This is a genomic window from Lysinibacillus sp. HST-98, assembly GCF_016757845.1.
GTDB lineage: Bacteria > Bacillota > Bacilli > Bacillales_A > Planococcaceae > Lysinibacillus > Lysinibacillus capsici.
In genome coordinates this window covers 206,816-223,938 of the sequence record NZ_JAENHX010000007.1, presented here as the reverse complement: position 1 = coordinate 223,938, position 17,123 = coordinate 206,816, and the positions used below count along the sequence as shown (strand labels likewise).

The following is a 17,123-nucleotide window of genomic DNA, read 5'->3' as shown; positions in this document are numbered from 1 at the left end:
TTTCCTTAAAGGTAGTATCTCAATAACGGGAGCTTATTTATAAAATAATCTCCTTTTCGGCTATGATAGAAAGGAAGAGGTAGAAAAGGAGTTTGTTTAGATGAATATTAGTCATTTTTCCATTAAAAGACCTGTCTTTACGATTGTTACTATGCTTTTAGTCATCATATTAGGCGGTGTATCATTATTAAAAATACCGATTACGTTAATTCCGGAGTTAAATCCTCCTATCGGAGTGGTTGTCACCTCTTATCCTGGGGCAAGCCCGACGGAGGTAAATGAAAAGATAACGAAGCCATTAGAGGCTACACTTGCTACCTTACCTGGTATCAAAAAAATCCAGTCAACCTCACAGGAAGGCTCCAATTTAATTGTGCTTGAGTTCAACTGGTCCGCAAATATGGATGTTGTACAACTTGATATTTTACAGCGAATTGATATGACCCCATTGCCTAATGATGCTGGCAAGCCGAGTTTCCTAAAATTTGATCCTTCTCAATTTCCTATTATTCAGCTATCTTTACGTGCAGAAAATAATCAAGTAGATGTACGTGTATTAGCAGAGCACTTAGAGAAAGAACTACTACGGACAGAGGGTGTAGCCAGTGTGAATGTTTCTGGCAAATTGATTGAAGAAATCCAAATAACATTGGATGAAGCAAAGCTAGTTGAAAAAGGCTTGACACAGACAGATGTGATGCAAATCGTTCAAGCGAATAATGTGTCTCTTCCTGGTGAGCCTGTTTCAACAGATGATGGAAAATTGCTAACAACACGTATAGTTAGCACATTATCTTCTCCGGAAAGCATTGCCGACTTAATTGTTTCGGTTGACCCTTTAACAGGCAAATCATTAACAATTGGTGATCTTGCAACCGTTGAGAGGACAGAACAACAATCTATTACCACAACACGTGCAAATGAGCATCCAGCAGTTCTTATGTCTGTATTACAGGAATCTGGTGCAAATACAGCGGAGGTTTCTAAAAATTTCCAAAAATCCTTGGAGGCATTACTAAAGAAAGAACAGTATAAAGGAATCACAGCAGATATTTTAGTTGATCAAGGAAATTATGTGGATTTAGCGATTAGTAATATTGGCTCTTCCTTACTCTTAGGTGGATTATTTGCGATGTTCATTCTATTTGTTTTTTTACGTAGTGTAAAGAGTCCGATCATCATTGGTATTGCGATTCCTTATTCCGTTATTGTCACATTTGTTTTGATGTTTTTTGCGAATTTTTCCCTCAATATTATGACATTAGGTGCTCTGGCACTTGGGATTGGTATGCTTGTGGATAATGCCATAGTCGTTATTGAGAATATAGAAAGACATCTAGGACTAGAAAAGGACCCGATTACTGCAGCAAAGGAAGGCACAAAGGAAATAGCCCTTGCCATTACAGCTTCCACTTTAACCACAATAGCAGTATTCATCCCTGTTATGTTCATCGAAGGATTGATTGGTCAAATTTTTACAGAGTTTGCCTTAACAATCTCGTTCAGCTTAATTGCCTCTTTAGTAGTTGCGCTTACAGTCGTTCCGATGCTAGCAAGTCGACTTTTAATGAAAAACAATAATTTTTATGTACAACGCAGTAAGTCCCGATTTTATAGGCATTACAAGGCGTCTATTGTATGGGTACTAAAGCATCGAATGCTTATACTACTTTTTACAGTTGTTTGCTTTAGTCTTTCTTTGTTTGGACTGACTAGAATAGGTACTGAATTTTTACCGCCTACAGATGAGGGGTTCACCTCTATAAGTGTCAATCTTGAAAACGGTGTCGCTGTATCAGAAACGGAAAAGATTGTTAAGCAAATTGAGGAACGTTTAAAACAGGAAAAGGATGTAGATGTGTATGTTAGTTTAATTGGCGGTACACAACAATCCCAAGCACGTGGACAAACTAACGCCAATCAAGCTGAGATGTATGTAAAACTTGTCCCATTAGCAGAAAGGCAACGCTCCATTTTCGAATTTGTGGAAGAACTAGAACAAGATATACAGGAAGAGCTTGGAGAGCAAGCTGAAATTACTTTTAATGTATCGACAGCTACAGGTTCGTCACCACACACCTTAACATTCCGCTTAACAGACTCTGATGAAAAGAGGCTACAGCAAACTGTTAAGAAAGTGCAGCAAGAACTACTAGCGATTCAGCAAGTGACAAATGTCTCTACGGATTTAGATATTACTGTTCAAGAGATACAAATTGAGGTTAATCGTGAAAAAGCAAAAGACTATGGTCTTGCTCCAGCACAAATCGCTCAAACTGTAAATCAAATGACAAAAGGTCAATTAACGTCCCAATTGACTACTGATGACGGCGCAGTATTACCCGTTTATACAGGCTTTGGGCAGTCATTTAATACGAGTATAGATGCTTTAAAAGCCATGCAGCTACGTTCGCCAGCAGGATTATTTGTAAAATTAGAGGAAGTGGCTACTGTTTCTATGCAAGAGGGGCCGGTATCCATTCGTCGTTCTGATCAAGCAGCAGCAGTGGCCTTTTTTGTAGATTATGAAACAAAGGAATCGTTGGGAGGAATCTCAGCAAAAGTAGATGAAGCCTTAGAACAAGTTAATTTACCATCTACTACTCAAGTTGTGTTCAGTGGGGACAGAGAGCTCTATGATAGTGCAATCGATGATATGTTACTAGCTGTGATGCTAGCCATCGTGCTTGTATATATTGTGATGGCAGCTCAATTTGAGTCATTTAAATATCCGTTTGTTATCATGTTTACCGTCCCATTAATGATTATTGGTGTTGCGATAGCTATGTTCCTAACAAATACTTTAATTGGTGTAACCTCAGTTATCGGTATCTTAGTGCTGGTAGGAATAGTCGTAAATAACGGTATTGTGCTGGTAGATTATATTAATCAGCAAAAGGCAATAGGCATGCCAGCTTATGAGGCAATTTTACTTGCTACCCAAGATCGGCTACGTCCAATTTTAATGACAGCCTTAACAACTATTTTAGGGCTATTACCACTCGCACTGGGCATTGGAGAAGGGACCGAGATGAATCAGCCAATGGGCATTGCTGTTATCGGAGGGCTTGTGACCTCAACTTTACTGACGCTGTATATTGTACCGATCATTTACAGTTTAATGGATAAAGAAACAAGAAAGATGCACTAGGTTCAAGGGGGGAATGGGAGATGAAGGTTCATTTTTTTACAGGTTTTCCTGGTTTTATTTCAAGTCAACTAATTCGAGCATTATTTCAAAAGAAACAAGCACAACAAGTAATTGCAATCGTATTGGCAGGTGAAGCCATAAAGGCACATAAAGAAAAAAACAAAATATTAGAGGATTTTCCTGACTGTTCGATTCGAATCGTGGAAGGCGATATTACACTACCAAACCTTGGATTAGAAAATCAAACCATCAAAGAAATTGTACCGCAAATTGAAGTGCTTTGGCATTTAGCTGCTATCTATGATTTAGCTGTGCCACGTGATATTGCTTGGAAGGTAAATGTTCATGGTACAACTATGGTTAATGATTTTGTTCGCACCTTACCAAATTTACAGCGGTATATGTATTTCAGCACTGCCTATGTGGCTGGTACACGTGAGGGCGTACTGCGTGAAAATGAATTAATTCGACCAAGGGCATTTAAAAACCACTATGAGGAAACAAAATATGAGGCTGAGCACCGAGTAGAAGATTTAAAATCGGAAATACCGTTGACAATAATTAGACCTGGAATTGTGCGTGGTCATTCCCAAACTGGTGAAACCATTAAATTTGATGGTCCTTATTTCATTTTAAACTTAGTTGAACGTTTGAAGGGTTTACCTTTTATTCCTTATATTGGTAAAACTACATCGACGATTAATGTAGTGCCAGTTGATTATATTATAAATGCTTCTACTTTTCTGGTTAATGAACAGAGTGCAGAAGGGAAGACACTTCATTTAACTGATCCTAATCCTCACCCTGTACAGGAGGTATACCGTACAATGGTGAAACTAGTTACAAATTCTTATCCAAAAGGACGTTTACCATTTATATTGGCTAAGCTATCATTGCAGATTCCATTTGTTCGAAAAAAATTAGGTGTTGAACAAGAAACATTAGATTATTTAACATGGAATGCCTCATTTGATGCGACTGAAGCACATCATATCTTACAAAAAGGGGGTATTACATGCCCTGATTTTATACAGACGATGCCAAAAATGATTGAGTTTTATTTAGCACATAAGGAAGAGAAGAGCTATCAAATTCAGATTAAGTAACGAAAAAACATATAGATATTTTTGTCAGCTGTAAATGATAGTGCTATAATATTTGAAAGAAGATACCTTCGACAATTTGTCAAAGGGGAGTAGCTAACAGGCAATTAACTTTACCTGGTTTCACATTCGTCAATACATGGTACAACCATCGGGTGTGATAGTGAATGGCTCTATACGTATAACGTGTAGATTGAAGTACCATAAATAGAAAGGGTACGAATTTACTTAGCGAGACCTTTGCCTGAATTAGGGCAGGGGTTTTTTTCTTTTATACTTGGATGACAGGGTCATTGAGGGTATAGAGAGCTTAGAGGAGGCACTAGAATGGAAGCGATTTTATTACAATATGGCTGGGTGTTAATTGTCCTTGTTGTATTAGAGGGATTACTTGCAGCTGATAACGCGGTAGTAATGGCTGTTATGGTGAAGCATTTACCACAAGAGCAGCAAAAAAAGGCGTTATTTTATGGACTATTTGGAGCATTGATATTCCGATTTTCCGCATTATTTGTTATTACAGTTTTAGTAAATTATTGGCAAATACAAGCGGTCGGTGCAGCTTATCTATTGTTTATGTCTGCGAAAAATATATATGATTTACGGAAACATAAAGATGAAGAAGAAGCAACTGAAAATGCTGGGAAAAAAGGTTCTGGTTTCTGGTTAACAGTACTAAAGGTAGAGGCAGCCGATATAGCATTTGCTATTGATTCGATGCTAGCAGCCGTTGCAATTGCTGTAACTTTGCCACACTTAGGTGAATTTGATATTGGTGGCATCAATGGCGGTCAGTTCATTGTAATGCTCCTTGGCGGATTTATTGGTGTCATTATGATGCGGTTTGCTGCCCAATGGTTTGTAAAAATATTAAATGATTACCCTTCACTTGAAACAGCGGCATTTCTTATCGTTGGCTGGGTAGGTGTGAAGCTAGTTGTCTTAACATTGGCACATGAGAAGGTGGGGATATTGCCTAAAGAATTTCCACATTCCACGGCATGGGAGTTAACATTCTGGATTGTCCTAGTTGGTATTGCTTTTGTCGGCTATTTAGTCGGTGTAAGAAAGAAAAAATAAGTATATGAACGTTGGAGGAATAGTTATCACTATTCCTCTTTCTTTTTTTATATATTTTTTCTATACTATAATCTATCTAGTTGGGCATCATATGTGGGAGGAGTTGTTAAAGTGCCTTGGAAAAAATCATCAAATAAACTAGTCACACCATTTCAGGTACTTGTTTCTTATTATTTTATAGCGATAGCGATTTCCTTCCTGTTATTACGGCTTCCAGGCGTGCATCAAGAAGGTGTAAAAGTCTCTTTTTTAGATAGCTTGTTTACAGCAGTAAGTGCAGTAAGTGTTACTGGGCTAACAACGATTAATATATCGGAAACCTATACTACCTTTGGGCTTGTAATGATTCTTGTTATTTTACAGTTAGGTGCCATTGGTATTATGTCACTTGGTACCTTTGTGTGGCTGCTTGTTGGGAAAAAAATAGGCATGCGTGAGCGTCAGTTAATCATGATTGATCATAACCAGTACAGTGTCTCTGGTGTAGTTAAGTTAATCCGCGAAATTTTAAAAATTTTATTTGGCATTGAATTAACGGGTACCATTATTTTAACGCTACATTTTACCAATTATTTTGATACCTTAGAAGAAGCCTTTTTACATGGAATTTTTGCCTCTATTTCTGCTACGACAAATGGAGGATTCGATATAACGGGAATGAGCTTACTCCCATTCCATAATGATTATTTTGTACAGATGGTTACCATGGTACTGATTGTATTAGGTGCTATCGGATTTCCAGTATTAATTGAATTGAAGACTTTTTTGCTTAATCGACGCGAGAATTTCCGTTTTAGTTTATTTACTAAAATTACTACTTCAACATACGCCATTTTATTTATAGTTGGTGCGCTTGTCATTTTACTCCTTGAATCATTTCATTCTTTTAAGGAAATGTCTTGGCATGAGGCATTATTTTCAGCAATGTTCCATTCTGTATCAACGAGATCAGCTGGACTGACTACTTACGATGTCACGACTTTTAGTGAAGCTACAGATATTTTCATGAGCTTCCTAATGTTCATTGGCTCTTCCCCAAGCTCAGTTGGTGGAGGTATTCGTACCACAACTTTTGCCTTGGCCATTTTATTCTTAATTACCTTTGCTAGAGGAAGAGAGGATATTCAAGTATTTGGACGAGAAATTCATTTGATTGATGTCTTCCGATCATTTGTTGTCATTTTATTAGCCTTTTTCATGGTATTAGTTGCAACCCTTATCTTGCTTATAACAGAGCCACATGCATCACTTATTCAAATTATTTTTGAAATTACCTCAGCGTTCGGAACATGTGGTATGTCGTTAGGCATAACCTCTGATTTATCAGTGGTTGGTAAAATCATTATCATTATTTTAATGTTTATTGGTCGAGTTGGATTAATCTCATTCCTTTATACTCTTGGAGGTGGCGGAAGAGGAAAGAAATCAGGCTTCCACTATCCGAAGGAGCGAGTAATTATTGGTTAAATTTTAAAGTATGTGAGGCATTAAGTAAGGAAAATTCCATCGTATACCTCATATAAAAGTAAGAAATTATTATCTTGTCATAAAATATTCAAAAAATTTAAACTTTTATTTCCTGATTGGATAGATTGTTTTTTGGGTATTTTTTACAAAGTTCTGCCAATCTTTTTTTGAGAAATTTGACCTATATTAGTAAGGCTGGCTATGAGTACTTAACTAACCGAACAATGTAGCGAAGAAAGAATAAATTTAGCAGTATTTATTGTTACTATGAGGATTTAAGAATCGTTTAAGTAATAAAAAAAAGCTAGTCCTGATAGTTATGACAGGACTAGCGTTTCTTATTAGTTAGAGTAGATTGTTGCAAAGTAAGGTGCTTGACCATGTCGGAAATAGGTTAACAGATAGCCATTTTTTTGTACAATTTTGCCATTTGCAAACTCTTGGTAGTCAAGAGCATGAGGGATAATCAAGGTATGCTTAAACAACTCTTTTTCAGTTAACTTAAAGTTAGCAAATTCCTCACCTGCGATAGCTGGATCTTCTCGTAAAGCGTGATAAAGGGCTTTTTGTTGCTCTTCTGTAGGACGCTCATTCCACCATAGCTTCCGTGGTTGGAACTGCTGAGCCATTAAGTAATCAAGCTGCATTAAACTCTGGACAATGTTTAAATTCACATCATCAACCGTTTCTAAAAACATTAATAAACGACGGAATAAATCCTCTAGCTGATGGCCAATACGAGACCAACCTTTTGTTTCCCAATATGTTCCGAAGTTTTGGAAGAAATCAAATGGTGTATCAAAGACCTCTGTAACCAAGTATTCAATCGTATGATCCATACGGTGATCATTCCAATACTTTTCAAGAACATCCTCTGCATGTTTAATGCGAACGATATCTTCAAATGATAGAACATTATTTGAAAAGATTTCGTAAGGAGATAGATCCACATAGGTATAGCCAAACTTTTCGGCTTCTAATCGAAGTCCTGTGCCGCGTAAAAGTTTCAAAAATCCAAGCTGTAATTCCTCTGGCCGCATTGCAAAAACGTCATTAAATGTTTGGCGAAAACTAGCATAATCTTCTTCTGGTAAACCAGCAATTAAATCTAAATGTTGATCTATTTTTCCGCCATCTTTCACCATAGTTACTGTTCGCTTTAGTTTTTCAAAGTTTTGACGACGTTTTACAAGAGTATTTGTTAAATCGTTCGTAGATTGAACACCTATTTCGAATCGGAACAAACCTTTTGGTGCATTATCATTTAAGAATTGAATGACTTCAGGGCGCATTATATCAGCCGTGATTTCAAACTGGAATACAACACCTGGTTTGTGTTCATCAATTAAAAATTGGAACATTTCCATTGCGTAGCTACGACTGATGTTGAAGGTACGATCCACAAATTTAATTGTTCGAGCTCCGTTATCCATTAAGAAACGAATATCCTCTTTTATTTTTTCACGGTTAAAGTATCGGACGCCAACTTCAATAGAAGATAAACAAAATTGGCAGCTAAATGGGCAGCCTCGGCTTGTTTCGATATATTGAATTCGCTTACCTAGGTAGGGAAGATCCTCCTCAAAACGAAAAGGACTTGGTAATTCGCGCAAATCAATTTTAGGTGGCATAGCGTGAATCTTGACTTTCTCGTCCTCTAAATAACAAATACCAGGAACATCTTCTAACAATATTTCACCGTGGAAATAGCGCAGTAATTGCTTAAATGATGTTTCTCCTTCACCCATCACAATGAAGTCTACCTCAGGTATTCGACGTAACCAATGGTGACAATCATAAGAAACCTCAGGTCCCCCGAGCAGAATTTTAACATTTGGACAGACAGTTTTTAACATCTTGATAACGTGAATTGTTTCTTCGATGTTCCAGATATAGCAACTAAATCCAACGATATCAGGTTTTTTTTGGAATAAATCTGATACAATATTAAAAGCAGGGTCTTTAATAGTATACTCTGCTATAATTGGATTAAACTCCGGTAAAGCTGCGCCTTTTAAATAGCGCAATGCTAAATTTGTGTGAATATACTTTGCATTCAAAGTAGTTAAAATAGTATTCATGCAATAATCTTCCTTTCAACATCCTATTGTATCAGTCAAGTATCTGACATACAATATAATTCTTTTTACCTATTTATTTTGTAAACGGTTCGTGAAATAATTTAAAATACTTAAATTTACTAAATTTTGTAATAATAGAATCGTGCTGTCATAAAGTATAGTAAAGGCTCAAAATTCGATTTTAGAGGTTTTTTACTCTTTTGAAAGGTTCGGTGAGAAAGTTGAAGCAAAATGATATTAATCAATGTTTTGGAAATCTTATGAAAAGTACTTCGTCACCAACACTTATACTCAATAAAGCAGGGAAAATTTTGAACGTCAATGAGGCTGCTATCAATCTTTTCAATCTTAATTTAACCTATATTGGCTATTTAGCTATGGACGAGCCATCTAATTTTAAATGGACTAAGTTCGTCAAACAGTTACAAAATGATTTGCGTTCAGAGGAAATTTTCAATATTCGCACAGTTGGAAATGAATACGAAATGTTATCTTTCAAATGTTTTTACGATCCCAACACAGAGGAAATTGTTGCGCAAATTTCAACATTAAATGATGATGTTGCCCATAAGTTATATGTTAGCCAAGCACATGAGAGAGCGCAATCATTTAATGCCTACGATTACTTACCTTATGCTGTTATTGTTAGTGACGCTAGTGGTATTATTCTTGGGCTAAATAAATATGCCGAAATGTTTCTGAAAGTTGAAAATTCACAACTTCTTCATAAAGCGCATCAGCATATATTCGATTCATTTACATTGAAAAAAGGGCAAATTACAACCTATCTTTCTAAGTTAATGGGTGAAAAACATGCAAGCATTCATGTAGTCGATGAAACACAAGTGAGCAGAACTTGCTATTATGAAATTTCAAGTATTTTTGATGAATACAATAATATTATTGTCACTGTTATTAATGATGAAACAGAGAAAAAGCAACTTCAGCATAAAGTTGAGCATCAGCAAGCATTAAACGTTGTGGGACAGATGGCAGCGAGCATTGCTCATGAAATTCGTAACCCATTAACTTCTTTAAAGGGTTTTACAGAATTACTAAAATTAAATGCTGATGATGAATCACGCATGTATCTCTCTGTTATTGACAGTGAGCTTCAACGGATGGAACAAATTTTATCCGAATTATTAGTGTTGTCTAAGCCAACAACAATGAAAGTGGAATTATTAGAACTGGATCATATTGTAAAGCAAGTCATTGAGTTTATGCTACCAGATGCACTCATGAAAAATATTATGATTCAGTATATTTCAACCTCTAATCAAGTCTATATTGGCGGCAACGAGAATCGACTAAAGCAAGTGCTGATGAATTTAATTAAAAATGCGATGGAATCCATGAATAATGGTGGTACGATTACCGTCGAAATGGCAACAAACGACTGTGCGATTGTCGAACTTATGATAAAAGATGAAGGTGTTGGCATGGACAGCACGACACTTCAAAACCTATTCCAGCCTTTTTACACGACAAAATCAACAGGGACAGGACTGGGCCTTGCTTTCGTGAAAAAAGTGATTGAAGAACATGAAGGAGTAATAGGCGTTAGTAGTGAACTACAGAAGGGGACATGCTTCCATCTGCAGTTTCCAATTTACACGTTTAATCAGATGGATACAATGGAAGTATCCACAAAAGATTCTGCTTATTTAGTAACATAAAGAAAGTAAAAATGGTTGCATAATGAACAACAAAAACTTCTAAATCATATATTGCTTTTGACAATGCTTTTCTAATGTCGCTATAATGTCATGTATAAAGAGCGAAGTGAGAGGAAAAGAATATGCCGTCAGAAGATCTAAAACAATCTTTAAAATTATATATTGTATTATCACGTGCACTAAAAGCAATTAATGAAACAACACATCAGTTATTTCAGGATAATGGTTTAAACCCAACTGAATTTGCTGTTCTAGAACTTCTCTATCATAAAGGAAGACAGCCATTACAGCAAATTGGCAATAAAATTTTGTTAGCCAGTGGGTCTATTACGTATGTCATTGATAAGCTGGAGAAGAGAGGTTACTTATTACGAGTATCTTGTCCTGCTGATCGTCGTGTTACGTATGCAGAAATCACCCCTGAAGGTGAAGCTTTTATGGGAGAGCTGTTCCCAAAACACGAACAGCATTTGCATGAATTAATGAGTGTACTATCTCCAGAAGAAAAAGAACAAGCTATTACGTTATTGAAGAAAATTGGTCTTTCTATAAAGGACCTATCTTATTAAAAAAGTTGTCTCATTGATTTGAGACAACTTTTTTTTATGATCAAATAGAAGGACGATAGACTATGTCTATCGCCCTTATCATTTTATTATTTTTTAGATATAGTTGCTGCCATATTAAGCATAGCATCTGTTAAATCTTGTTCATCATTATCATGAATAGTTAATTTTGTAATGAGACCATCTTTCTCAAGGACAACCCCAATTACTTTCTCAGTGTCGAAGTCCACAACATAACCCTCGATATTTTGAACATCTTTGAATGCTGCTAATTCCTCAGCAGTTAGAGCGACTGTTTCACCCACTGCGTTCATATAATCTTGCATAGTTGTTTTTACTTCTTCAAAGCTCGATTGTGAAGCTTCAATTGTTTCAATACGCATAAACACTTCGTCATCATCATTGGACACTAACATGTCTTTACCAGGCTCTTCTTGTGTCAGTGTAAATCCAGGAAGTTGTTGTAGTTTATAGCTTTGATCAACACTTGCAGATTCAGTTGCCTTTTCTGTTTTATCTACACCATTTTGGACGTATTTTACATCTTGTTGAGGCTGTTTAGAAGCATCCTCTGTATTTGTATCATTTGATGCAGGTGTATCTTCTTCTTCCTCATTTGATTCACCTGCTGTATCATCTCCAGATGGTTTTTGATCGGCAGCAGTATTTGATGGCTCATTTTGCTGAGCATCTGAATCCCCTGTTTTATCAGATGTATTACAACCTACAACTAATACGGCTGTTAGTAATAATGCAAGAATAGAAACTAATTTTTTTTGCATAAAAAACCCTCCTTTTCTAAATTAAACGTAAGTAAAGATAAAATGTTTCCAAATATTAATGTTATGATGTTAAAGGTAACACTAAAAATAATAATAGTACAAAAACGACATGAGCTACAATAACAAGTGGCATACTTTTACGCCATTCATATAAGAAGCCCCAAATAATGCTTGTTACCAATGCAGCAATGACACCAAGCATAAATCCGCTAAGGGCAATTGATACAGCACATAATACTGCGGTAACTATGACAGCCAGCGGTGGGCGCATAAAACGTTTTAACTGTTGTTGGATATAACCACGCCAAAATAATTCTTCACCTATAGCAACGATAAATACGAGTAAAACATAGTGCCAGATATTTTGTGGTCCGTAGCTTGCTAAAAATTTTTGAACGGATTGTACTAAGTTATTATTAATATATGGAGCGAGCCAGTAACCAAAGCGAATAATACCATATGTGATGGTACCGTATCCAATACCAAAGAGTAAAAATTGCCATGTAGGTAATTGATCTTCAATGGAGCCAGCTAAGATGGCAATGGCAATACATACTAGTAGAGTGAATGCATACATGTACCAAAATACAGCTTGGTTAGCAAAGGTAAAAGCAAGCATGCCATAAACGAATAATAAAGAAAGGAGAAATAGTATTGTTTGTTTCGAATTTGTTAGCATATTCGACCTCCATACCTTAATCTTATCAAAAAAATAGTCCCTTATCATCTATTAAGACAAATAGGGACTATTCAGACTATTAAGCTTCATTAGTATATAAGATTTTATATCGTTTATGATTGACGACCGTTTTTTCTTCAATTTCAAGGGAATCAAAATTCTCCATATATGTTAAATTAACGATCACCGAATTTTCATTTACCTTTTCTACAATACCTTGGAGACCATTTTTAAACTCGATAATATTTCCAACTTCAGCTATTTTCACAGACAGTCAGCTCCTTCATCGACTAATAATATACAGTTTGCATGAAAAATTGGTAAACGTAAAGCTTTTTTTAAATAATTCATAATTTATTACACAAATGAGGAAAAGAGAGGAATAAAGTTCATGGAAAAATACGAAAATATGCTTAAACAATTACAAAATGGGGAAAGAGAAAGTATTGAAATTCAAAAGGAAGAATTTTATGAATTTAGAGAAATACTTGTAAAACACCCATTATTTAAACATTTTAGAGGTGAGGCCAAGCAAAATGGGCGAATTATCTACACTTATACTGAAATACCAAGAAGTTAATTTGTCGAACATTGTCGTAAGTTAATGCTGTAAGAAATGAAATATAAATGTATAATAATGGTATGATTATTTGTGTGTGGAGGGTTGTATGAATGGTCAATCTACTCTTGAAACAAATGGAACAAACTCGTGAGATGATGATTCGCTCAGGTGTAGAAAACGGGTTACAAAATGCAAAAACCATTCAACTGAGTCGCAGATTAGATCAGTTAATGAATACTTATTATAGACAGATGGCATTTGAAGAAGAAAAAGACCAAGAAGACTAACAAAAGATTGTTCCAGTATTCAGAGTAAAAAAACATTTTAACATATATGTTTAAAATGCATTTCAATGGGGAATAACTTACTATGAACACAGCAACATTCTCATTTCCCCCTTTAGAGCAGTGATCCCCCAATCACTTGCTCTTTTTTTTTGCTTATTCGGTATATATGCCCTACCTATAAATTTTAGTACAAGTTGTGGGAAGAGTTTGAATTATCCCATTCATTCACCTAAACTGAAAGATATAGAGTTGGACTCTCATGGAGAGTGCAGACATTCTAGAACAAAGGAGCATGTACATATGACAAAGAAACGAATTGCATTTATTGGAACTGGAGTAATGGGTGCTAGTATTATTAAGCATTTATTAAAAAATGGTCATGAAGTTACTGTCTATACTCGTACGCAAGAAAAAGCAGATTCTCTTGTTGCTTTAGGGGCATCATGGGCAAGCTCGCCTGCTGAAGCATTTAGAAACCATGAAATTGCCTTTACAATGGTTGGTTATCCTTCAGATGTAGAGGAAGTATATTTTGGGGAAAATGGCCTCTTCCAAACAGCAGAACAAGGCAACATTGTTATTGATATGACGACATCAGAGCCATCTTTAGCAAAGAAAATTTATATGCATGCTCAATCCATCGGAGTAGAGGCTTTAGACGCCCCTGTTTCAGGAGGGGATATTGGTGCACAAAATGGCACTTTGTCGATCATGATTGGTGGTGATCAGGTCACATACGACAAGGTATTGCCAATTATGAAGCAGTTTGGAGAAAATATAATTTATCAAGGTGAAGCAGGAGCTGGGCAGCATGCAAAAATGTGCAATCAAATTGTCATTGCCTCTGGTATGATTGGCGTGTGTGAATCATTAGCTTATGGACTAAAGGCAGGTTTAGATTTACCTACTGTACTACAATCGATCTCTTCAGGCGCAGCCGGATCATGGTCTTTAAGCAATTTAGCCCCACGTATGATAAAAGAAGATTTTGCACCAGGGTTTTATATTAAACATTTTGTAAAGGATATGAAAATAGCTTTAGATGAGTCAAACAAAATGGGCATCACATTACCAGGACTTGCATTAGCCTATGAAATGTATGAGAAATTAATCGCAGCAGGCTATGGTGATAATGGTACACAAGCACTCTTGAAGTATTATAAATAATTCGCGATGCGATTATGAATAGGAAACCTGAAGGCTCCTTAATGGGAGACCTTCAGGTTTTTTTGTTTTACTCTTTCCCGAAAAGTTGAGAATCCAGTGAGAAGCTGGATGCGCCTGCGAGAGCAAAGTAAAGAGCTATTGCACCTAATGCTAAATCTAATTCATAACCAGCCAATCCATTTGCCCCGATAAAGCCGATGCTAAGCTTTGCTGTAAAGATCGCTACAATCATTGTAATCGTTAATAAAGCACCAAATATTCTTGTTGCTAAACCTAAAATAATTGCGATTCCACCAACTAATTCAATAATTGCCACGATATACGCCATAAATCCTGGTATACCTAGACTATCAAAGAAGTCAGCTGTATAGCTAATACCGCCTTGAAATTTTTGAAAACCATGCACTGCAAAAATAACGCCTAGAACGATACGTAAAATTGTTGAACCAATATTTTGCATAATAAAGTAACTCCTTTTCTTTTTGCTTACAATTCGTAACTTAGTTTATTTTTAAAAACAACTTTTGTCAAGTAACTTAATGTGTTTTTAGAACAGGTTTTTTAAAAAAGTGATATACTGTTAAATAGGAACTAATATACAAAGGGGGGAAGTCATTTGGATCAAAAAAATATTTGTCCACGATTTGAAAAAGCACTCATGATATTAAATCATCGTTGGAATACGCTACTTATTTATCAGCTACTAGATGGTCCGCAAAGGTATTCGACCATTAAAAATCAGCTGAATATTAGTAGTCGTGTATTAACAGAACGTTTAAAGGAGTTAGAGACTGAGCAAATAGTGCTACGTACAGTAATTCCCTCAACACCAGTTGTCATTGAGTATGAATTGACGGAAAAGGGTTATGCTATTGCACCTGTGCTAAAAGCGATTGAGCACTGGTCCTCTGAATGGGTAACCATAAATATAGAATGATAAAAAGGTATTCAACCGAGGGGCTTGAATACCTTTTTTTGGATTCATACAGAAAATAAGCGTTCAATTATCGACCATTTGGCAGTTATTTTTCAGTGAATTTACTGTTATATTGTAAATAATATTAATTTTCTTTAAAAAAAGGTATTTTTTATTTCAGAGAGAAATTAATTGTTTATTATAGAGAATGGAGAGGAGGGTATTATGAAGAAGAGTACAGCTATAGACGTACAACATCGAAGTCAATTAGCCATTTATTTATCATTACCGATACTTTCATGGGCATTTTATGATTTTGCGAATACAATTTTTTCTTCAAATATAAATACAATATTTTTTCCCTTTTACATGGATGAGGTTTTAGGAACAAATGAAGTGATGCAACAAGTTGCGAGCACCTTTATATCTTATGCAAATGCCATTGCAAGCTTGTTGCTCGTTATCTTTTCACCCCTTTTCGGTGTGTGGATTGATAACACAGGTTATAAAAAGAGATTTATTGTATGGTTTGCATCCATATCTATTCTGTTTACGTTTATGATGGGAATATTTGCGAATGTACAAACCACTGTCAATTACTCTGGTGTGCCTCTTAGTTTATTTTTGGTAGTTGCAAGTTTTGTCATAGCAAAATTTTTCTTTAATTCAAGTTTAGTATTTTACGATTCTATGATGGGTGATCTAGGAACAAAAGAAGAGATGCCACTCATTTCAGGGTATGGTGTTGCAATCGGATATATTGGTACACTTTTTGGATTACTTGTTTACTTGTATGTTGGTAACAGCGATTTTCATCGAGCGTTTATTCCAACAGCCATTCTGTATCTACTCTTTTCATTGCCATTATTCTTAATTAATAAAGATACGCCGATCCCAAAGTCGCAACGGAAGTCCTTAAAGTTTTTAGATGGTTATAAAGAAATCATTCAAACATTTAAAGATATGAAGCAATATAAAGCAATCTTTACCTTTATGATTGCTTATTTCTTTCTAAATGATGCCATTGCGACAACGATTGCTATGATGGCTGTTTATGCGACAACAATTGTTGGCTTTAGTTCTGGACAATTTATCGTTCTTTATTTGGTCTCTACTGTCTCAACAATCATTGGGTCACTTGCCTTTGGGTATATTACGAAATCAATAGGAGCTAAACGTGCCATTACAATTGTTGCAGTTATTATGATTGTTGCTTTGATATTCGCTGTTTTTGCTTCAGCACAATGGATGTTCTGGCTTGCTGGTAGTCTATTTGGTATATCACTTGGCTCAATGTGGGTGACATCTCGGACATATATTATTGAATTATCACCGAACGAAAAACGTGGACAATTTTTTGGTTTGTTTGCTTTTTCAGGTAAAGTATCCTCCATTATTGGTCCAGCCATATATGGAACTGTTACATTGTGGATGAAGGATTATGGTACTATTGCTAGTCGTGTAGCATTATCGACGTTGATCGTTATGACGGTCGTTGGTCTATTGGTACATCTAAAAGTTAATGATAAAAATGGAAATAGCAAGTAGGAGAAATGTATTGCCTATGATACAATTGAATTATAAACAGATGTAGAGAAAGGAG

The 17,123-nt window shown here is 35.8% G+C and carries 16 protein-coding genes; 11 read left to right on the top strand and 5 right to left on the bottom strand.

All coding sequences use genetic code 11. The annotated features are described in order from the left end of the window. Window positions 1-100: 100 nt before the first annotated feature. From JIN86_RS16670 to JIN86_RS16655, 4 genes are all read left to right on the top strand, one after another. Window positions 101-3,151, top strand: a complete 3,051-nt coding sequence (locus JIN86_RS16670) for an efflux RND transporter permease subunit (protein WP_202342415.1) — start codon at window positions 101-103, stop codon at window positions 3,149-3,151. A gap of 20 nt (window positions 3,152-3,171) precedes the next feature. Next, window positions 3,172-4,257 (top strand): SDR family oxidoreductase, encoded by a 1,086-nt coding sequence (locus tag JIN86_RS16665; RefSeq protein WP_202342414.1) that lies wholly within the window; start codon window positions 3,172-3,174, stop codon window positions 4,255-4,257. 324 nt (window positions 4,258-4,581) lie between these two features. Next, window positions 4,582-5,334 (top strand): TerC family protein, encoded by a 753-nt coding sequence (locus JIN86_RS16660; RefSeq protein WP_004224572.1) that lies wholly within the window; start codon window positions 4,582-4,584, stop codon window positions 5,332-5,334. A 111-nt stretch (window positions 5,335-5,445) separates the two neighbouring features. After that, window positions 5,446-6,801, top strand: coding sequence for a TrkH family potassium uptake protein (locus JIN86_RS16655; protein ID WP_004224574.1), 1,356 nt, complete (start codon window positions 5,446-5,448; stop codon window positions 6,799-6,801). 341 nt (window positions 6,802-7,142) lie between these two features. Here JIN86_RS16655 and JIN86_RS16650 read toward each other — a convergent pair whose 3' ends face one another. Then, window positions 7,143-8,882: a B12-binding domain-containing radical SAM protein gene (locus JIN86_RS16650; RefSeq protein WP_009371859.1), complete on the bottom strand. Its 1,740-nt coding sequence runs from the start codon at window positions 8,880-8,882 to the stop codon at window positions 7,143-7,145. Window positions 8,883-9,193: 311 nt separating this feature from the next. On the opposite strand from JIN86_RS16650, the gene JIN86_RS16645 reads away from it, so the two are divergent. Together JIN86_RS16645 and JIN86_RS16640 are read left to right on the top strand one after the other, a co-directional pair. Continuing rightward, entirely contained in the window at window positions 9,194-10,561 is a 1,368-nt protein-coding gene (locus tag JIN86_RS16645; RefSeq protein ID WP_225340738.1) for an ATP-binding protein, read from the top strand. A gap of 122 nt (window positions 10,562-10,683) precedes the next feature. Beyond that, entirely contained in the window at window positions 10,684-11,130 is a 447-nt protein-coding gene (locus JIN86_RS16640) for a MarR family winged helix-turn-helix transcriptional regulator (protein ID WP_004224579.1), read from the top strand. Between the two features lie 86 nt (window positions 11,131-11,216). On the opposite strand, the gene JIN86_RS16635 is transcribed toward JIN86_RS16640, so the two are convergent. The 3 genes from JIN86_RS16635 to JIN86_RS16625 all read right to left on the bottom strand — a co-directional run bounded on the left by JIN86_RS16635 (window position 11,217) and on the right by JIN86_RS16625 (window position 12,856). Then, a complete protein-coding gene (locus tag JIN86_RS16635; RefSeq protein ID WP_048391996.1) occupies window positions 11,217-11,909 on the bottom strand; it encodes a hypothetical protein in 693 nt (230 codons plus the stop codon). Window positions 11,910-11,970: 61 nt separating this feature from the next. Continuing rightward, on the bottom strand, window positions 11,971-12,588 hold the full coding sequence (locus JIN86_RS16630; protein WP_004224581.1) for a CPBP family intramembrane glutamic endopeptidase: 618 nt from the start codon (window positions 12,586-12,588) through the stop codon (window positions 11,971-11,973). A 79-nt stretch (window positions 12,589-12,667) separates the two neighbouring features. Continuing rightward, window positions 12,668-12,856 (bottom strand): YkvS family protein, encoded by a 189-nt coding sequence (locus JIN86_RS16625; RefSeq protein WP_004224583.1) that lies wholly within the window; start codon window positions 12,854-12,856, stop codon window positions 12,668-12,670. Window positions 12,857-12,979: 123 nt separating this feature from the next. On the opposite strand from JIN86_RS16625, the gene JIN86_RS16620 reads away from it, so the two are divergent. The 3 genes from JIN86_RS16620 to JIN86_RS16610 all read left to right on the top strand — a co-directional run bounded on the left by JIN86_RS16620 (window position 12,980) and on the right by JIN86_RS16610 (window position 14,604). Further along, window positions 12,980-13,168, top strand: a complete 189-nt coding sequence (locus tag JIN86_RS16620; protein ID WP_004224587.1) for a hypothetical protein — start codon at window positions 12,980-12,982, stop codon at window positions 13,166-13,168. 92 nt (window positions 13,169-13,260) lie between these two features. Beyond that, entirely contained in the window at window positions 13,261-13,437 is a 177-nt protein-coding gene (locus tag JIN86_RS16615; protein WP_004224595.1) for an aspartyl-phosphate phosphatase Spo0E family protein, read from the top strand. A gap of 300 nt (window positions 13,438-13,737) precedes the next feature. Then, entirely contained in the window at window positions 13,738-14,604 is an 867-nt protein-coding gene (locus tag JIN86_RS16610) for an NAD(P)-dependent oxidoreductase (protein ID WP_202342413.1), read from the top strand. 67 nt (window positions 14,605-14,671) lie between these two features. On the opposite strand, the gene JIN86_RS16605 is transcribed toward JIN86_RS16610, so the two are convergent. After that, window positions 14,672-15,064, bottom strand: coding sequence for a DoxX family protein (locus JIN86_RS16605; protein ID WP_004224600.1), 393 nt, complete (start codon window positions 15,062-15,064; stop codon window positions 14,672-14,674). A 156-nt stretch (window positions 15,065-15,220) separates the two neighbouring features. Between JIN86_RS16605 and JIN86_RS16600 the strand changes: the two genes are divergently transcribed. Both JIN86_RS16600 and JIN86_RS16595 read left to right on the top strand, forming a co-directional pair. Further along, window positions 15,221-15,541, top strand: coding sequence for a winged helix-turn-helix transcriptional regulator (locus JIN86_RS16600; protein ID WP_004224602.1), 321 nt, complete (start codon window positions 15,221-15,223; stop codon window positions 15,539-15,541). A gap of 204 nt (window positions 15,542-15,745) precedes the next feature. Beyond that, window positions 15,746-17,068 carry an MFS transporter gene (locus JIN86_RS16595; protein WP_202342412.1) on the top strand — a complete coding sequence of 441 codons (1,323 nt, stop codon included), beginning with the start codon at window positions 15,746-15,748 and terminating at the stop codon, window positions 17,066-17,068. Window positions 17,069-17,123 lie beyond the last annotated feature (55 nt).